Source organism: Pseudomonas sp. S2_A05 (assembly GCF_054668485.1).
Genome location: NZ_CP162775.1, coordinates 3,330,343 through 3,347,953, shown reverse-complemented (window position 1 = coordinate 3,347,953; position 17,611 = coordinate 3,330,343). Strand labels below are relative to the sequence as shown.

The window sequence follows — 17,611 nt, the reverse complement described above, 5'->3', positions numbered from 1 at the left end:
AGCCGAACGCTCGCATTGAAAAGCTTGAAGATCGGCTCCCTTTCCCCTCGCCCCCTTGGGGGAGAGGGTTGGGGTGAGGGGGTAGGCTTTTGATCTTAAATCCTGAAGCTGCCCACCAGTTGCTTGAGACGCGAAGCCTGCTGCTCCAGATCCGAGCACGCGCGCAAGGTCGCTTGCAGGTTCTCTACACCCTCCTGGTTCAGCGTGTTGATCTCGGTGATATCGACGTTGATCGACTCAACCACCGCAGTCTGCTCCTCGGTCGCCGTCGCCACCGACTGGTTCATCCCGTCGATCTCGCCAATGCGCAGGGTCACGCTGTTCAGGCGTTCGCCGGCAAGGTTGGCGATCTCGACGCTGTCCTGGCTGTGGCGCTGACTGTCGCTCATGGTGCTCACCGATTCCCGGGCGCCGACTTGCAGCTCCTCGATCATGGTCTGCACCTGCTGTGCCGATTCCTGCGTGCGGTGCGCCAGGTTGCGCACTTCGTCCGCCACCACGGCGAAACCACGACCGGCCTCACCGGCGCGCGCCGCTTCGATCGCCGCGTTCAGCGCCAACAGGTTGGTCTGCTGGGAAATACTGGTGATCACTTCGAGAATCTGGCCGATGTTGACGGTCTTGCTGTTCAGCGACTCGATGTTGGTGCTGGACGCGCTGAGCATGCTCGACAGCTGGTTCATCGCCTTGATGCTGCGCTCCACCACTTGCTGGCCATCCTCGGCCAGACCCCGGGCGTCGCTGGCCTGATTCGACGCTTGGGCGGCGTTGCGGGCGATTTCCTGGGCGGCGGCGCCGAGCTGATTGATCGCGGCGGCAACACTGCTGGTGCGCGAAGCTTGCTGGTCAGAGTTGTACATCGACGAGTTTGACGCTGCGACCACGCGCAGCGCGACCTCGTTGACCTGGCCGGTGGCCGAGGACACTTCGCGGATCGAACCGTGAATACGTTCGACGAAACGGTTGAACGCGGTGCCGAGGATGCCGAATTCATCGTTATTGACGATGTTCAGGCGTTTGGTCAGGTCGCCCTCGCCGTCGGCGATGTCTTCCATGGCGCGGGTCATCACGTGCAGCGGCTGGATCAGCAGGCGGATCAGCATGCCGAGCAGGGCGATGATGATTGCCACGGCAATAATGGTTGCGATTACCGCTGAGGTACGGAATTCGCTGAGCATCGAGTAGGCCTGATCCTTGTCGATCGACAGGCCGATGTACCAGTTCACCGACGGCAGGCCCTTGATCGGGGCGAAGGTGACGATGCGGGTTTTGCCGTCGACGCTCACTTCGCTGAAATCGCTGCTGATGCGCGGCGTGTCCTGCGGGTAGGCTTCTTTCAGTGACTTCATCACCAAGGCCTTGTCCGGGTGGACGAGGATCTTGCCGTCAGCGCTGACCAGGAATACGTAGCCCATGCCGTCGAAATCCCGTGCGGCGAGGGTGTCGACCAGCGATTGCAGGCTCAGGTCACCACCGACCACGCCAACGCTCTGCCCGGCCTTTTTCGACGCGGTGGCGATGGAAATGATCAACTGGCCGGTGGCCGCATCGATGTAGGGTTCGGTCAGGGTCGAGGTGCTGCTGCTTTCGGCACCTTTATACCAAGGGCGTACGCGCGGATCGAAACCGTCCGGCATCTTCACGTCCGGGCGGATGGTGAAGTGGCCAGTGGCATCGCCCAGATAGGTGGCCATGAACGTCGAGGTCAGGCTTTTCTGTTCCAGCAGGCTGGCGACCGTGGCAGGTTCCGGGTTGATGGCGATGTTCTGCGCGGCGTTCTCGATCAGCAGGATGCGCCCGCTGAGCCAGGTCTGGATGTTGCCGGCGGTGACCTCGCCCATTTCATTGAGGTAGTTGTTCAGATCATCGCGGATCGCATTGCGTTGCAGCCAGTCGTTGTACAACGTGAACGAGGCGAAAGCGGCAATGACGATGAGAGCGGCGGCAAGCAAAATCTTATGGCTGAAGCGCAGGTTTTTGTTCATGGCTTGGGGTTCCGCTAAGGTCTTAATGTCCTGGGCGTGCTTTTATAGAGACGCGCACTATGGGCAAGGTTGAAAAATTGATATTTCCGGCTCTCCTTAGGGAAATGTCCGACCCGGTTTTCTGATGGGTCTATCCAATTTATGTATCGGCCATGTGTCATCAAAGATTAACCATTGGGTGAGAAAATGCCTGACTCTTCGCAACTCGTTATCGGCGCTGATCCGGCCGCGCAACCCATCGCTCAGGCCATGCGCCTGGCCAACCGCCACGGGCTGATCGCTGGCGCCACCGGCACCGGTAAAACCGTGACCTTGCAGCGCCTGGCCGAAGCATTCAGCGATGCCGGTGTGGCGGTGTTCGCCGCCGACATCAAGGGCGACCTCTGCGGGCTCGGCGCCGCTGGCAACCCGCAGGGCAAAGTGGCCGAGCGCATCGCCGGCATGCCCTGGCTCGGTCACACGCCGCAGGCTTATCCCGTCACGCTGTGGGACATCCACGGTGAATCCGGACATCCGCTGCGCACCACGCTGAGCGAAATGGGTCCGCTACTGATCGGCAGCCTGCTCGAGCTGACCGACAGTCAGCAGTCGGCGCTGTACGCGGCCTTCAAAGTGGCGGATCGCGAAGGGTTGTTGCTGCTGGATCTCAAGGATCTGAAAGCGCTGCTCAATCACCTCAAGGACAACCCGCAGTTGCTCGGCGAAGACGCGGCGCTGATGACCACCGGTTCCAGCCAGGCGCTGCTGCGCCGCTTGGCGACGCTGGAACAGCAGGGCGCCGAAGCCCTGTTCGGCGAGCCGGCGCTGCAACTTGAAGACATCCTGCAACCGGGCGCCGATGGCCGGGGACGCATCCATCTGCTCGACGCCAGCCGTCTGGTGCACGAGGCGCCGAAGGTTTACGCAACGTTCCTGCTGTGGCTGCTGGCCGAGTTGTTCGAGCAACTACCCGAGCGCGGCGATGCTGACAAGCCGCTGCTGGCGCTGTTCTTCGATGAGGCGCACTTGCTCTTCGGCGACACGCCCAAGGCCTTGCAGGAGCGGCTTGAGCAAGTGGTGCGTTTGATTCGTTCCAAGGGTGTTGGCGTGTATTTCGTCACCCAGTCGCCGGCGGATCTGCCGGATGACGTGCTGGCGCAGTTGGGCTTGCGCATTCAACACGGCCTGCGTGCGTTCACCGCCAAAGAGCAGAAATCCCTGCGTGCGGTCGCGGATGGCTTTCGGCCGAATCCGGCGTTCGACAGTCTGTCGGTGCTGACTGAGTTAGGTATTGGTGAGGCGCTGGTCGGCACGCTGACCGAGAAGGGCACGCCGGAAATGGTCCAGCGTGTGTTGGTGGCACCGCCGCAGTCGCGGATCGGCCCGCTGACCGAAACCGAGCGCACCGTGCTGATCGCCGGCTCACCGTTTAAGGGCCGTTATGACAAGCCGATCGATCGCGAGTCGGCCTATGAAATCTTGATGGGACGCAAAGGGCTGGCGCCCGAGGCTGAAACACCAGCGGGCAAAGCTGCGGCCGAAGAGCCGAGCCTGGCTGACCGCGCTGGCGAATTCCTCGGCACGGCGGCAGGCCAGGCGCTGAAATCAGCGATGCGCCAGGCGGCCAATAACCTTGGCAAGCAGTTGGTGCGCGGGTTGATGGGGTCTCTGCTCGGAGGCAGCAAGCGCCGCTAAAAGCAAAGATCGCAGCCTGCGGCAGCTCCTACAGTTGAAATGCATTCATTCTGTAGGAGTTGCCGCAGGCTGCGATCTTTTGCTTTTGCTTCAGGCTTTACCTTTGGCATGCGCCGCCAAACGCTCCAGCGCCGCGCGCAATCCCGGATCGCTGATCCCGTCGGCCGTCGACTGAATCGTCTCCGCCGCACTGCTCGACAGATCCATCGTGTGCCCAACCGCCCGGTGCTGGATGATCGGCGGGCGCACGCTGAATTTGATCCGCGTCAGGTTGGCGAACTCTTCGAACAACTGCAGTTGTCGTTGCAGACGTTTCTGCTGATAGCGCAGGCGCGTTGCCCAATGGCCGTCAGTGACCACCAGCGACAGCTCGCCTTCGCGCCACTTGGCCACCCGGCAATGCTCGCGGGCAGCCGGTTGCAGCTGACTTTCGAGCAGGCGCTGCAAATGCTCCAGACGCTGGGCATGGCCGAGGATGGCTTTCAGCGGTTTGGCTTCGCGTAACAGAACGGCGGGTGCTCTGGCCGTGAGAGGGCGAAACGCCATGATCGAACACCTGAAGGAACAGAGGCGCCATGGTAGCAGAAAGCTGCGGAACCTCTGGGCCATTGCTTTTGTCCCTGATTTGCTCATTAAATCAACGCCTGACTTCTTTCCCCCGACGGGTTGAAGTTGAGCAAAACGCCCCTATTTTAAGTGAGCCCCGTCAAAGCGCAGTGCCAGCATCGTGGAACATCGCCACTTTCCTCACCACCGTTTCCGGGTAGAATGCTCGTTCGCATGCGGCCATGAGGGCTGCACGGGCGACTCACGGGGCCGCCCTCCATCCCTTTAGTGTGGAAGATCCTGCCGATATGTTTGCGCCTTTGTTAAAGAAACTTTTTGGAAGCAAGAACGAGCGTGAAGTCAAACGCATGCTCAAGACGGTGCAGCTCGTCAATGCCTTCGAAGAGCAAATGGTGGCCCTTTCGGACGATCAATTGCGCGCCAAGACCGCCGAGTTCAAGGCCCGTATCGCCAAAGGGGAAACCCTCGACAAGCTGTTGCCGGAAGCCTTCGCCGTCGCCCGCGAGGCCGGCAAGCGTGTGATGGGCATGCGCCACTTCGACGTGCAACTCGTCGGCGGCATGACCTTGCACGAAGGCAAGATCGCCGAAATGCGCACCGGTGAGGGCAAGACCCTCGTGGCCACCCTGGGTGTTTACCTCAACGCACTGTCCGGCAAGGGCGTGCACGTTGTGACCGTGAACGATTACCTGGCCCGCCGTGACGCCAACTGGATGCGCCCGCTGTATGAATTCCTCGGCCTGACCGTCGGCGTCGTGACGCCGTTCCAGCCGCCGGAAGAGAAGCGCGCCGCCTACGCCGCCGACATCACCTACGGCACCAACAACGAATTCGGTTTCGACTACCTGCGCGACAACATGGCGTTCAGCATGGATGAAAAATTCCAGCGCGAACTCAACTTTGCCGTGATCGACGAAGTCGACTCCATCCTCATCGACGAAGCGCGTACTCCGCTGATCATTTCCGGTCAGGCCGAAGACAGCTCCAAGCTGTACATGGAGATCAACAAACTGATCCCGCAGCTGGAACTGCACGTCGAGGAAGTTGAAGGCCAGGTCACCAAGGCCGGTCACTACACCGTTGACGAAAAGACCCGTCAGGTCGAACTCAACGAAGCCGGTCACCAGTTCATCGAAGAAATGCTCACCCGCGTCGGCCTGCTGGCCGAAGGCGAGAGCCTGTACTCGGCGCACAACCTTGGCCTGCTGACTCATGTCTACGCCGGTCTGCGTGCGCACAAGCTGTTCAACCGCAACATCGAATACATCGTCCAGGACGGTCAGGTCGTACTGGTCGACGAACACACCGGTCGGACCATGCCGGGTCGTCGTCTGTCCGAAGGCTTGCACCAGGCTATCGAAGCCAAGGAAGGTCTGAACATTCAGGCCGAGAGCCAGACCCTGGCCTCGACCACCTTCCAGAACTACTTCCGTCTGTACACCAAGCTGTCGGGCATGACCGGTACCGCCGACACCGAAGCGTTCGAATTCCACCAGATCTATGGTCTGGAAGTCATGGTCATCCCGCCGAACAAGCCGTTGGCGCGTAAAGACTACAACGACCTGGTGTTCCTCACCGCCGAAGAGAAATACGCGGCGATCGTCGCGGACATCAAGGAAAGCATGGCTGCCGGTCGTCCGGTGCTGGTGGGTACCGCGACCATCGAGACGTCCGAGCACATGTCCGAATTGCTCGTCAAAGAAGGCATCGAACACAAGGTTCTCAACGCCAAGTTCCACGAAAAAGAAGCTGAAATCATTGCTCAGGCCGGTCGTCCGGGTGCGCTGACCATCGCCACCAACATGGCCGGTCGTGGTACCGACATCCTGTTGGGCGGCAACTGGGAAGTGGAAGTCGCTTCGCTGGAGAACCCGACCCCTGAGCAGATCGCCCAGATCAAGGCCGACTGGCAGAAGCGTCACCAGCAAGTGCTGGAGTCCGGCGGCTTGCAGGTAATTGCTTCCGAGCGTCACGAATCGCGCCGTATCGACAACCAGCTGCGTGGCCGTGCCGGTCGTCAGGGCGATGCCGGTTCGAGCCGCTTCTACCTGTCGCTGGAAGACAGCCTGATGCGCATCTTCGCCTCCGACCGGGTGAAGAACTTCATGAAAGCCCTGGGCATGCAGCCGGGCGAAGCGATCGAGCACCGCATGGTGACCAACGCGATCGAGAAGGCGCAGCGCAAGGTTGAAGGCCGCAACTTCGACATCCGTAAGCAACTGCTCGAGTTCGACGACGTCAACAACGAACAGCGTAAAGTGATCTATCACATGCGTAACACGTTGCTGGCCGCTGACAACATCGGTGAAACCATCGCCGACTTCCGTCAGGACGTGCTCAACGCCACCGTCAGCGCGCACATTCCGCCGCAATCGCTGCCAGAGCAGTGGGACGTGGCCGGTCTGGAAGCGTCGATCGAAAGCGATTTCGGCGTGAAACTGCCGATCCAGCAATGGCTCGACGAAGACGATCACCTGTACGAAGAAACCCTGCGCGAGAAGCTCATGACCGAGCTGATGGCGGCGTACAACGAGAAGGAAGATCAGGCCGGTGCCGAGGCGCTGCGCTCGTTCGAGAAGCAGATCGTCCTGCGCGTACTCGACGACCTGTGGAAAGACCACCTGTCGACCATGGATCACCTGCGTCACGGCATTCACCTGCGTGGCTATGCGCAGAAGAACCCGAAGCAGGAATACAAGCGCGAGTCGTTCACGCTATTCTCCGAGCTGCTCGATTCGATCAAGCGCGACTCGATCCGCGTGCTCTCGCACGTTCAGGTCCGCCGCGAAGATCCGGAAGCCGAAGAGCAACGCCTGCGTCAGGAAGCCGAAGCACTGGCGGCGCGCATGCAGTTCGAACACGCCGAAGCGCCTGGGCTGGATCAGCCGGAAGCGTTGGGTGAAGAGGTCGATGTGGCACTGGCCACCGCCGCTGCCCCTGTGCGCAACGAGCAGAAGCTGGGCCGCAACGAGCTGTGCTACTGCGGTTCGGGCAAGAAATACAAGCATTGCCACGGGCAGATCCAGTAAAACCCGTTTCAATCGCTGAACACCCCGCGCCGCGACCGGCTCCTGCCGTCGCGGCGTTTTGCCATTTATCCCACCGTCCTTTCCCGTGGCGGTGCTGACATCATTGAGTAAGGAGCGCATTCATGGCTGTTGGTCTTGGTCCTTTGCCAACGTTGCACCCGGTTGCCGGTTTTGAACTCGGTATCGCCTCGGCCGGCATCAAGCGCCCGGGGCGCAAGGATGTAGTGGTGATGCGCTGTGCTGAAGGTTCGACCGTGGCTGGCGTCTTCACCCTGAACGCGTTCTGCGCCGCGCCGGTTATCCTGGCGAAAAAACGCGTACAGAACGCCGTGCGTTACTTGTTGACCAACACCGGCAATGCCAACGCCGGCACCGGCGAGCCGGCTTGGCGGCTGCCGAGCGCACCACCGCTAAGTTGGCCGAGCTGACCGGCGTCGATGCCAGCCAGATTCTGCCGTACTCCACTGGCGTGATCGGCGAGCCGCTGCCGGTCGAGAAGATCGAAGGCGCACTGCAAGCCGCGCTGGACGACCTGTCGGAGAACAACTGGGAAGCCGCCGCCACCGGCATCATGACCACCGACACGCTGCCCAAGGGCGCCAGCCGCCAGTTCGAGCATGACGGCGTGACCATCACCGTCACCGGCATCAGCAAAGGCGCCGGCATGATTCGCCCGAACATGGCGACCATGCTGGGTTACATCGCCACCGACGCCAAAGTCTCCCGCGAGGTGCTGCACAACCTGATGCTCGATGGCGCGAACAAGTCGTTCAACCGCATCACCATCGACGGCGACACCTCGACCAACGATTGCTGCATGCTGATCGCCACTGGCAAAGCCGCGCTGCCTGAGATCACCCGCGCTGAAGGCGAGCTGTTCGCCAAGCTGAAACAGGCGGTATTCGAAGTGTGCATGGACGTCGCCCAGGCCATCGTGCGCGACGGCGAAGGCGCGACCAAGTTCGTTACCGTTGAAGTGAACGGCGGCGGCAACCATCAGGAATGCCTGGACGTCGGTTACACCGTGGCCCACTCGCCGCTGATCAAGACCGCGCTGTTCGCCTCTGACCCGAACTGGGGCCGTATCCTCGCTGCCGTGGGTCGTGCCGGCGTGCCGGACCTGGACGTGAGCAAGATCGACGTGTTCCTCGGCGACGTGTGCATCGCCAGCCGTGGCGCCCGCGCCGCGACCTACACTGAAGCCCAGGGCTCGGCGGTGATGCAGCAGGAAGAAATCACCATTCGCATCGAACTGGGTCGCGGCGATTGCAGCGAAACCATCTGGACCACCGACCTGTCGCATGAGTACGTGAAGATCAACGCTGAATACCGTACTTGATTCAAGGTGTGGGAGTGGGCTGCCGGCCTCTTCGCGGGCAAGCCCGCTCCCACAGTGATTGCGGTCGTTCACAAATGCCGTGTACACCACCAAAACCTGTGGGAGCGGGCTTGCCCGCGATGACGGACGACCAGACGCCAGACATTCTGGATTGTTTCCCTGACGAAAAGGCGCCACACCATGTCCCTGCACCTGATCATCGGCGACAAACTGCTTTCCTCCTGGTCCCTGCGTGCGGCACTGGCGCTGGACCTGACCGGCGCACCCTACAGCGAAGAGCTGATCAAGCTCGGCAAACCCGACACCCGCGAGCGCCTGCTCAAGCACTCGCCGACCGGCAAGGTGCCGCTGCTGCATACCACCCGTGGCACCATCGCCGATTCGCTGGCCATTGCTGAGTACCTCGCTGAGCAGTTTCCGTCCGAGCAACTCTGGCCGAGCGATACCTTTGCCCGCGCGCAGGCCCGCTCGGCCTGCGCACAAATGCACAGCGGCTTCTTCGCCATGCGTAACCACATGCCGTTCAACCTGAGCCAAGACGCACCGCTGAATCCTGTGCCGCCAGAAGTGAAGGTCGATATCGAACGCATGCTCGCGCTGTGGGCCGAATGCCGCGCGGCAGCGACGGAAGAGGGGCCGTACCTGTTCGGTTGTGTCAGCCTTGCCGATGCCTTTTTCGCGCCGATCGCCGTGCGCTTGCGCACCTATCAGGTGAAGCTGCCGGCGGTCGACGAAGCCTATGTTGAAACCATCTACCAATGGCCCGCCTTCAAAGCGTGGCAAAAGGCTGGACTGGAGGAATTGAACCCGTGAAACGCGTCCACGTCGCCGCTGCCGTCATTCGTGACGGCGCCGGCAAAATCCTTATCGCCCGCCGTGCCGACACCCAGCATCAAGGCGGCTTGTGGGAGTTTCCCGGTGGCAAGGTCGAGGCTGACGAGTCTGTCGAATCGGCACTGGCTCGCGAGCTGCACGAAGAGCTGGGCATCATCGTTGATGCTGCGCGGCCGCTGATCAAGGTTCGCCACGATTACCCGGACAAACAGGTCTTGCTGGATGTCTGGGAAGTCTCGGCGTTCAGTGGCGAACCCCACGGCGCTGAAGGCCAGCCACTGGCCTGGGTCACTGCCAGGGAATTGATTGACTATGAGTTTCCGGCGGCCAATCAGCCGATCGTCGCGGCGGCGCGCTTGCCTGCCGAATACTTGATCACTCCCGAAGATCTGGAAGGCCCGGCCTTGTTGCGCGGCATCCAGAAGGCGATTGCCGGAGGCATCAAACTGATCCAGCTGCGCGCACCCAACGGCTACGACCCGAAATACCGGGATCTGGCGGTGGATGCGGTGGGCCTGTGCGCCGGCAAGGCGCAGTTGATGATCAAAGGGCCGTTCGAATGGCTCGGTGATTTCCCGTCTGCCGGATGGCACATCACCGCTGCCCAACTGCGTAAATACGCAGCGGCAGGACGTCCGTTGCCGGCTGAGCGCTGGCTCGCGGCGTCCTGTCATGACGCTGAAGAGCTGGCGCTGGCCGAGCAGATGGGCGTTGATTTCGTCACTCTGTCGCCGGTGCAGCCGACGTTGACGCACCCGGATGCGCAGCCGTTGGGGTGGGAGCAGGCACAGGCGTTGATTGACGGTTTCAGTAAACCGGTGTTTCTGCTCGGTGGAGTAGGGCCGGCGGAGCGCGAGAAGGCTTGGGGTACTGGGGCTCAGGGTGTCGCGGGGATTCGGGCGTTCTGGCCTGATCCAGTGTAAGGGCTACCGACCTCTTCGCGAGCAGGCTCGCTCCCACAGTGGATTGCATTTCTCCAGTCAGAATGCAGTCAAATGTGGGAGCGAGCCTGCTCGCGAAGGCGCCCTGACAGGCGCTACTTTCCTCCAGGTTTCGCAGCCGGCTGCCACAAAATCTCCGCCACCCCTTGCCGCCGCGCAATCAACCGCGCCACAACAAACAGCAAATCCGACAACCGATTGATATACGCCAGGCCAACCCCGGCCAACGGCTCCAGCGCATTCAAATGCTGACAGCGCCGCTCGGCACTGCGCGCCAGACTGCGGCAGACATGTGCCTGCGCAATCAACATCGAACCACCCGGCAAGATGAAGTTTTCCAGCGGCCCCAGCTCTTCATTCCACACATCGATGGCCGCTTCCAGCCGCTCGATTTCGGCCTCGTTCAACGCCTGATATTCAGGCATCGCCAGTTCGCCACCGAGGTCGAACAGGCGATGCTGACAAGGCGCCAACACTTCGATGATTTCATTCAGCGCCGGATGCACTTCGCGCTCGGCGAGCAAACCGGCGAGCAACACGCCGACCTGACTGTTCAGCGTATCGACCTCGCCGATCGCCTCGATGCGCGGGTGATCCTTGGGGACGCGACGGCCGTCACCGAGGCCGGTTTCGCCTTTGTCGCCGGTGCGGGTGTAGATCTTCGACAAGCGAAAGCCCATGGGTTACCTCGGTAGTGAATTGGTTTCGGTGGTCAACGGCGCAGGCTGCACCAGCGGCAGACGCAGAGTGAAGCAAGTGCCCTGGCCGGGCGCCGACTGCACTTCCATCTGGCCTTTGTGATTGTTGGTGATGATGAAGTACGACACCGACAGACCAAGCCCCGTGCCCTGGCCGATTTCCTTGGTGGTAAAGAACGGCTCGAAAGTGCGCTTGCGCACGTTCTCGCTCATGCCGATGCCGTTGTCCTCGACCTGAATCTCGGCCCACGGCGGATTGAGTCTGGTACGCAAAATGATCCGGCCCGGCTCGCTGTCGTCTTCGCGCTGATGAATCGCCTGCGCGGCATTTTTCAGCAGATTGAGCAGCACCTGTTCCAGTTCGTTGGCGGTGCCCGGCACTGGACCCAGTGCCGGGTCGAACTGGCGGATGATCGCCTGGCCCTTGAAGTCGAAACCGATGGCCAGATCGAAGTCGTTGCCGGCGATCTCAACGGCTTGATCGATCAGCGCCGGCAGATCGCAGGGCGCCATTTGCCGGGTGCTGCGGCGGCTGAAGCTGAGCATGTGCGTGACGATTTTCGCCGCGCGGGCGCCGGCCTGTTGAATGCCGTCGAGCAGTTGCGGGACTTCGCGGCCTTGCAGGTAGCGGTTCACAGTGTCCAGTTCGATGCCCAGTTGTTCGGCAGTCTCGATGTTCTTCGGCAGATCCGCCGACAGACGCCGGCGAATGTTCTGCACGTTGTGCAGGATCGCGCCGAGCGGGTTGTTGATTTCGTGGGCCATGCCGGCCGCGAGGCCACCGACCGAGAGCATCTTCTCCGACTGCACCATCATTTCTTCCAGCGACAGACGCTGAGTGATGTCGTCGATACGGATCACCACGCCACGCCCGGCACCGCCCATCAGCGGATAAAACGTCAGCGCATAATGCTTGGGTTCATCGTCCTTGAACCAGGTTACCCGGTCGACTTTGGCCACGGTGTGCTGTTCGACGGTGGCCTTGAGCTGCGGCAAAAACGGCTTGAGCGGTTCGAAGGCGAGGAAGATCGGCTGGTTCAAAGCCTCATCCAGGCGTGTACCGGAGAGCGCGCTGGCCTCCTGGTTCCATTGAGTGACGTAGAGCTGCTCGTCGAGGGCGATCAGCGCCGAGGGCATCGAGTCGATGATGCTGTTGAGGTAATTCTGGAAGCCGGTGAGTTTCTTTTCGATCTTGCTGCGCACCTGGACTTCCAGTTCCAGTTTGCGGTTGGTGTGGCGGGTTTCCTCGGCCAGGCCTTGCGCCTGATCGTAGGCGGCCTGCGAGTCGTCGCGGGCGCGTTTCAATTGCTGCTCGCGGGCTTCGATGCGCGAAAGCATGGTGTTGAACGCCTCGGCCAGACTGCCGATTTCGTCGTGGTTGCCGCGCGCGGCGCGCAGGGCGTAGTTCTCTTCGCGGGTGACCTGCCGGGACAATTCCTCAAGCTGGTGAATCGGTCGGGTAATCAGACGTTTGATCTGCCGGGCGATGACCAGCCACAGCAAGACGCTGAAGATCAGGATGCCGAGGCTTGCGGTCAGAGTGCCGGTGTAGAACGCCATCGGCAGTTCGCTGCTGGCGACCAGCAACAGATGCCCAGGTGCGGCGCCGGGGCGGGGTAGGGTGATCAATTGATTGCTGCGGAACTCGGTGAGTTGCCAGGCTTCGACGTGGCGGTAGCGCTCGGGGAGACTGAGTTTTTCGCCGCGCTGCACTTGCGCCAGGCGTTCGCCCTTGCCGTCGTACAGGGCGGCGGCGCGCAGCGGTGAATAACTGTCGAGCTCCTTGAGCAGGCGCTCGGCGCTGCGCGGCGACTCCAGCGCATCGCTGACCAGACTCGGATTGGCGATCAGCCGGCCGATGGTCTGCAGGGCTTGTGGCGCCATGCTTTCCTGAGAAATGTAGTAGGCGGCGCTGATAAAGGTCAGGTTGGCGACCAGCAGAACCGTGGTCAACAACACCAGCAGGGCGGCCAGCAGTTTCTGGCCGACCGGCAGGTTTTCAAGGCGCTGGCGCAATGGCATCAGGTTTATCGCAGCAGGGGAACAAGTCGTCAGCCTAGCGGCTGCTCAGTCGCTGGGCAATCCACGCTTGTGCAGATGAGCGATCAGGCGTTGCTGCAACTGCTGCAGATGCGGCAGGTTCAACTGATGGCGCTCGGCAACTTTGCAGGCGTGGCCCAACAGATAGCTGATCTCGGTGCGGCGCTGGTTGGCGACGTCCTGATACATCGAAGAGTAATTGGCGGCGGTGGCGTGGATCACTCGTTCGACTTCCGCTTGCAGATTGTCCGCCGCAGCGGGTTGGCCGCAGCGTTCGAGCAGTTCGGTCAATTCGGCACAGAGTGTGGCAACTTCGCAGTGATGCTCGCTCAGCCCGCCGTTGCGGCAATCGTGGAGCACGGTCAGCGGGTTGATCGCGCAGTTCAGCGCCAGTTTGCGCCACAGTCGAGTGAGGATGTCAGCGCTCCATTCATGGGGAATGTTCGCCGCTTGCAGCTCGTCCAGCCAGACCGGCGCCAGCGGATTTGCCGCATCGCCCAGCCAGTTGAAACCGTGACCGGCAAACACCACGCGCCAATCGCCATCGCGGAACGCGCCCTCGGTGCTGGACGCGCTGATGCAGCGCGCTTGCGGTACCCGCGCGGCCACGGCGTCCTGACTGCCAAGGCCGTTTTGCAGGAGGATCAGTTCGGCGTCTGGCGCGAGGCGTGAAGCGAGGCGGGCGACGGCCTCTTCGGCGTCATAGGCCTTGCACGTGACCAGTAAACGGCGAATTGGCTCGGGGCTGTCCGGCGTTTCGCCGGGAACTGCATAGGTGTGAGCTTGTCCGTTTTCTACCAGGGTCAAGCCGCCCACTGCCTCGTAGCTGTGCAAACGCGCGGCATCGCGCAGGATCAGTTGCACAGGCAAGCCGGCCCGGGCCAGACGTGTCGCCCAGAGTGTGCCGAGGCTGCCGGCGCCGAGTACGTGCCAGGTGGTCGACATCAGTTTTTTGCTCGATTGCTTGCAGGCATGTGCGGCTCGCCGTATCGGTAGGAAAAGACCCGTTATAATGAGCCCGATTTTAACCGCAAGCCAAGCGCGCTCCATGCACATCGAGCGCGCCTTTTTATTGGAGAGATTACATGCCGTCGTTCGACGTGGTATCCGAACTGGACAAACACGAACTCACCAACGCGGTCGAGAACGCCGTGAAGGAACTCGATCGTCGTTATGACCTGAAAGGCAAAGGCAGCTTCGAGTTCAAGGAAAAAGACCTGACCGTCAGCCTCACCGCCGAAGCCGCTTTCCAGCTCGAAGCGATGATCGAAATCCTCAAGCTGGCGCTAACCAAGCGCAAGATCGACGTGCAGTGCCTCGAGGTCAAGGACGCCTACGCTTCGGGCAAACTGATGAAGCAGGACGCCATCCTCAAGGAAGGCATCGACAAAGAGCTGGCAAAGAAAATCGTCGGCCACATCAAGGAAGCCAAGCTCAAGGTCCAGGCTGCCATTCAGGGCGAGCAGGTGCGTGTCACCGGCAAGAAGCGCGACGACCTGCAGGAAGCCATCGCGGCCCTGCGTGCCAAGGAATTCGGCATGCCGCTGCAGTTCAACAACTTCCGCGACTAAGCTTGGTCTGAAGGCTATGTGGGAGCGAGCCTGCTCGCGAATGCGGTGTTTCATTCAGCGAAAAGTTGACTGACACGCCGCATTCGCGAGCAGGCTCGCTCCCACAGTTGTTTTGAATACACCCCGGGAAGCCGGAAATCAGGAGATAGAACATGGATTTGAATGCGGAAGTGGACCACCTGGTCAAGGCGTCCCAGGCGTGGATCCCGATGATCATGGAATACGGCAGCCGCGTACTGCTGGCAGTGATTACCCTGGCGATCGGCTGGTGGCTGATCAACAAGGTCACGCAGAAACTCGGCGGTCTGCTGGCTCTGCGCAATGCCGATCTGGCCCTGCAAGGCTTTATCAGCAGCCTGGCCAATATCATTCTCAAGGTGCTGCTGATTGTCAGCGTCGCGTCGATGATCGGCGTCGAAACCACCTCGTTCGTCGCGGCCATCGGTGCTGCGGGTCTGGCGATCGGTCTGGCCCTGCAGGGCAGCCTGGCCAACTTCGCTGGCGGCGTGCTGATTCTGCTGTTCCGCCCGTTCCGCATCGGTGACTGGATCGAAGCCCAGGGCGTGGCGGGTACCGTCGACAGCATCCAGATTTTCCACACCGTGCTGCGTACCGGCGACAACAAGACCATCATCCTGCCCAACGGCAACCTGTCGAACGGCATCATCACCAACACCAACCGTCAGCCAACCCGCAAAGTCGTGTTTGATGTCGGCGTGGATTACGAAGCGGATCTGCAGAAGGCCCGCCAGGTATTGCTGGATCTGGCCAAGGATCCCCGCGTCATGCAGGACCCGGAGCCACAGGCAGTGATTTCGACATTGGGCGACAGTTCGATCACGGTATCCCTGCGCGTATGGGTTAAAACTGCGGACTATTGGGACGTGATGTTCATGTTCAATGAACAGGCGCGTGATCGTTTGAAGGCTGCCGGGATTGATATTCCGTTTCCGCAGCGGGTTATACGCGTAGTGCAGGAATCTGCCACGCAGTAAGCGTCTTTGAAATTGGCTTGGCAGTCAGCAACTAATATAAACCCGAGCAGTGTGCACACTCTCGGGTTTTTTATCGGCGAGATAAAACTATGCTGGCTAATAAGTAGTTGGCTAATGTTTTTCTGTTTGATCAGTTATTCATCCATAAAAAAAACGCCCTCCTGATTCAGGAGGGCGGTTTTTTATTAGAGCAGAGCTCTACAGTACTTCAGCTTCGCATCCTTATTAGAGGATGTTCAGTGGGTACTCGATGATCAGACGGGTGTCGTTGTTATCAGACGAGTAACCGCTGTAGGCACCGTTGGAGCGGTACATGGCGTAACGCAGACGGAACGACAGGTCTTTGGCCGGACCTTCCTGAACCACGTACTTGGACTCGGCGTTCCACTCGTTCTCTTTACCTTCACCCAGACCGTTGGTGGTGATGTGGTCACCCATTACGTAACGGGTCATGAAGCTCAGGCCAGGTACGCCGTAAGTTTTCATGTTCAGGTCGTAGCGAGCTTGCCAAGAGCGCTCGTCGCGGCCCACGAAGTCGGAGATCTGAATGGAGTTGGCGACGAAAATGGTGCTGTTGCCGTCAACGCCGTAGTAGTAAGCGTTGTCACCGCTGGAACGCTGGTGAGCGAGGGTGAATTTGTGAGCACCGATGCTGTACGCAGCAGCCAGGGACCACAGGTTGTTGTCTACACCGGTGGTGCCATCGCCAATTGCGTCAACCAGATCACCGCGGCTGTCGCCTTTGGTGTGGTAGCCGTTGAAGTCGAAGTTCAGCGACTGCTCGTCGTTGATCGGCAAGGTGTAGTTGAGGTTGACGTAGTACTTCTTGAAGTAGTCGTCAGCGTCGGAAGCCGCCAGTGCACCGGTGAAATTGTCGGTGAACGAGTAGCTGGCGCCAAAAATGTTGATGCTGGTCAGGCCTTTGCCGCCATTGCCATCTTCATCCGGCAGACCACCGATGCTGTCGCGGCCCATGCCGGTTTGCTTGCTGAGGGCGGTGAAGCGACCTGCGCTCAGTTCCAGACCTTTGATCTCTTTGGAAGTGATCAGGGTACCGGTGGCGACTTCTGGCAGCAGACGGCTGTCGTCAGTGGCGAAAACCGGGCTGGCAACGAATTGCTGACCGTATTTCAGAACGGTGTCGGATACACGGAATTTGACTGCGCCGCCGACCTTGCCCTGGGATTTCTCAGGGTTGCCATCGCTGTCGTTGGCGAACAAACCGTTACCACGACGACCCGAACCGCCGTCCAGTTTTACCGAACCCATGGCCATGGCGTCGAGACCGAAGCCTACGGTGCCTTGAGTGAAGCCCGACTCGTAAGTCAGCAGTTGGCTGAGACCGCTATCCTGGCGATAGCCACTTTTGAAAGTGCCGTCACCGTTGGAAACGTTGCCCGCGCCATTTTTGTAGTCGCGGTTCATGTATTCGAAACGAGTCTTCAGTTTCAGGCTCTGATCTTCCAGGAAACCTTTGGCTTCATCTTGAGAAGACGCCATTGCGAACTGCGAGGTGCCTGCTGCAACAGCCAGGGCGATCATGCTCCACTTCATCACGCGCATCGTGATTTGCTCCTTTGGTTTTTAGAAGAGTACTGCCGTCCCACCTGTTTTATTATCTGGGCGGCTCTTTCTTTTTGTGTCGGCGCAAACTTATATCACGCCGACATTGTTGGCGATACTTGCGAAATCAACCTTTCAGCTTCTTTACGGCGTTGTCGCAAAAGGAGCGCTGGATGTCGCAAATTCACAGTACCGATGCAGCCGGACTGACAACTTTATCGCTGTTTCCGGGCCTTTTTTGCATCGCTAAAAAAGAGTCCCTGGCAAAACACTTGAATCTCCATCGGGCAACCCTGCCACTGTTTTTATTGGCTTCAAGCGACCACTTCCAGTGGTGCGCTTATAGTCCATACGGTTACTAATGCAACAAGCGTG

Annotated in this window: 12 protein-coding genes and 1 pseudogene; 7 read left to right on the top strand and 6 right to left on the bottom strand. The window is 60.2% G+C overall.

Annotation, left to right across the window (positions count from 1 at the left end):
• Nucleotides 1–95: 95 nt before the first annotated feature.
• Nucleotides 96–1,985 (bottom strand): methyl-accepting chemotaxis protein, encoded by a 1,890-nt coding sequence (locus AB4O12_RS15260; RefSeq protein WP_071173370.1) that lies wholly within the window; start codon nucleotides 1,983–1,985, stop codon nucleotides 96–98.
• A 186-nt stretch (nucleotides 1,986–2,171) separates the two neighbouring features.
• Here AB4O12_RS15260 and AB4O12_RS15255 point away from each other — a divergent pair, with 186 nt between their 5' ends.
• On the top strand, nucleotides 2,172–3,659 hold the full coding sequence (locus AB4O12_RS15255; protein ID WP_041480025.1) for a helicase HerA-like domain-containing protein: 1,488 nt from the start codon (nucleotides 2,172–2,174) through the stop codon (nucleotides 3,657–3,659).
• A gap of 90 nt (nucleotides 3,660–3,749) precedes the next feature.
• Here the strand turns inward: AB4O12_RS15255 and AB4O12_RS15250 are convergent, their stop codons facing one another.
• On the bottom strand, nucleotides 3,750–4,205 hold the full coding sequence (locus tag AB4O12_RS15250; protein WP_110646619.1) for a DUF721 domain-containing protein: 456 nt from the start codon (nucleotides 4,203–4,205) through the stop codon (nucleotides 3,750–3,752).
• Nucleotides 4,206–4,513: 308 nt separating this feature from the next.
• Here AB4O12_RS15250 and secA point away from each other — a divergent pair, with 308 nt between their 5' ends.
• From secA to AB4O12_RS15230, 4 genes and pseudogenes are all read left to right on the top strand, one after another.
• Nucleotides 4,514–7,255: a preprotein translocase subunit SecA gene (gene secA, locus AB4O12_RS15245; RefSeq protein ID WP_038861039.1), complete on the top strand. Its 2,742-nt coding sequence runs from the start codon at nucleotides 4,514–4,516 to the stop codon at nucleotides 7,253–7,255.
• A gap of 122 nt (nucleotides 7,256–7,377) precedes the next feature.
• Nucleotides 7,378–8,594 (top strand): annotated as a pseudogene (argJ, locus tag AB4O12_RS15240) (bifunctional glutamate N-acetyltransferase/amino-acid acetyltransferase ArgJ).
• 180 nt (nucleotides 8,595–8,774) lie between these two features.
• On the top strand, nucleotides 8,775–9,407 hold the full coding sequence (locus AB4O12_RS15235; protein ID WP_460058955.1) for a glutathione S-transferase family protein: 633 nt from the start codon (nucleotides 8,775–8,777) through the stop codon (nucleotides 9,405–9,407).
• Entirely contained in the window at nucleotides 9,404–10,351 is a 948-nt protein-coding gene (locus AB4O12_RS15230) for a Nudix family hydrolase (RefSeq protein WP_460058953.1), read from the top strand. The genes AB4O12_RS15235 and AB4O12_RS15230 overlap by 4 nt, the downstream gene beginning before the upstream one ends.
• Nucleotides 10,352–10,464: 113 nt before the next feature.
• On the opposite strand, the gene AB4O12_RS15225 is transcribed toward AB4O12_RS15230, so the two are convergent.
• From AB4O12_RS15225 to AB4O12_RS15215, 3 genes are read right to left on the bottom strand one after another with little or no spacing between them, the layout of a single operon-like run.
• Nucleotides 10,465–11,049, bottom strand: coding sequence for a cob(I)yrinic acid a,c-diamide adenosyltransferase (locus AB4O12_RS15225; protein ID WP_150637464.1), 585 nt, complete (start codon nucleotides 11,047–11,049; stop codon nucleotides 10,465–10,467).
• A gap of 3 nt (nucleotides 11,050–11,052) precedes the next feature.
• Nucleotides 11,053–13,089 (bottom strand): sensor histidine kinase, encoded by a 2,037-nt coding sequence (locus AB4O12_RS15220; RefSeq protein ID WP_076563949.1) that lies wholly within the window; start codon nucleotides 13,087–13,089, stop codon nucleotides 11,053–11,055.
• Nucleotides 13,090–13,134: 45 nt separating this feature from the next.
• Entirely contained in the window at nucleotides 13,135–14,052 is a 918-nt protein-coding gene (locus tag AB4O12_RS15215) for a putative 2-dehydropantoate 2-reductase (RefSeq protein ID WP_460058950.1), read from the bottom strand.
• A 140-nt stretch (nucleotides 14,053–14,192) separates the two neighbouring features.
• Here AB4O12_RS15215 and AB4O12_RS15210 point away from each other — a divergent pair, with 140 nt between their 5' ends.
• Both AB4O12_RS15210 and AB4O12_RS15205 read left to right on the top strand, forming a co-directional pair.
• Nucleotides 14,193–14,678 carry a YajQ family cyclic di-GMP-binding protein gene (locus AB4O12_RS15210; protein WP_016773491.1) on the top strand — a complete coding sequence of 162 codons (486 nt, stop codon included), beginning with the start codon at nucleotides 14,193–14,195 and terminating at the stop codon, nucleotides 14,676–14,678.
• 152 nt (nucleotides 14,679–14,830) lie between these two features.
• Complete coding sequence (locus tag AB4O12_RS15205) at nucleotides 14,831–15,673, top strand: mechanosensitive ion channel family protein (protein ID WP_016773492.1); 843 nt, start codon at nucleotides 14,831–14,833, stop codon at nucleotides 15,671–15,673.
• Between the two features lie 225 nt (nucleotides 15,674–15,898).
• Here the strand turns inward: AB4O12_RS15205 and AB4O12_RS15200 are convergent, their stop codons facing one another.
• Nucleotides 15,899–17,236 (bottom strand): OprD family porin, encoded by a 1,338-nt coding sequence (locus AB4O12_RS15200; protein WP_016773493.1) that lies wholly within the window; start codon nucleotides 17,234–17,236, stop codon nucleotides 15,899–15,901.
• Between the last annotated feature and the right edge of the window lie 375 nt (nucleotides 17,237–17,611).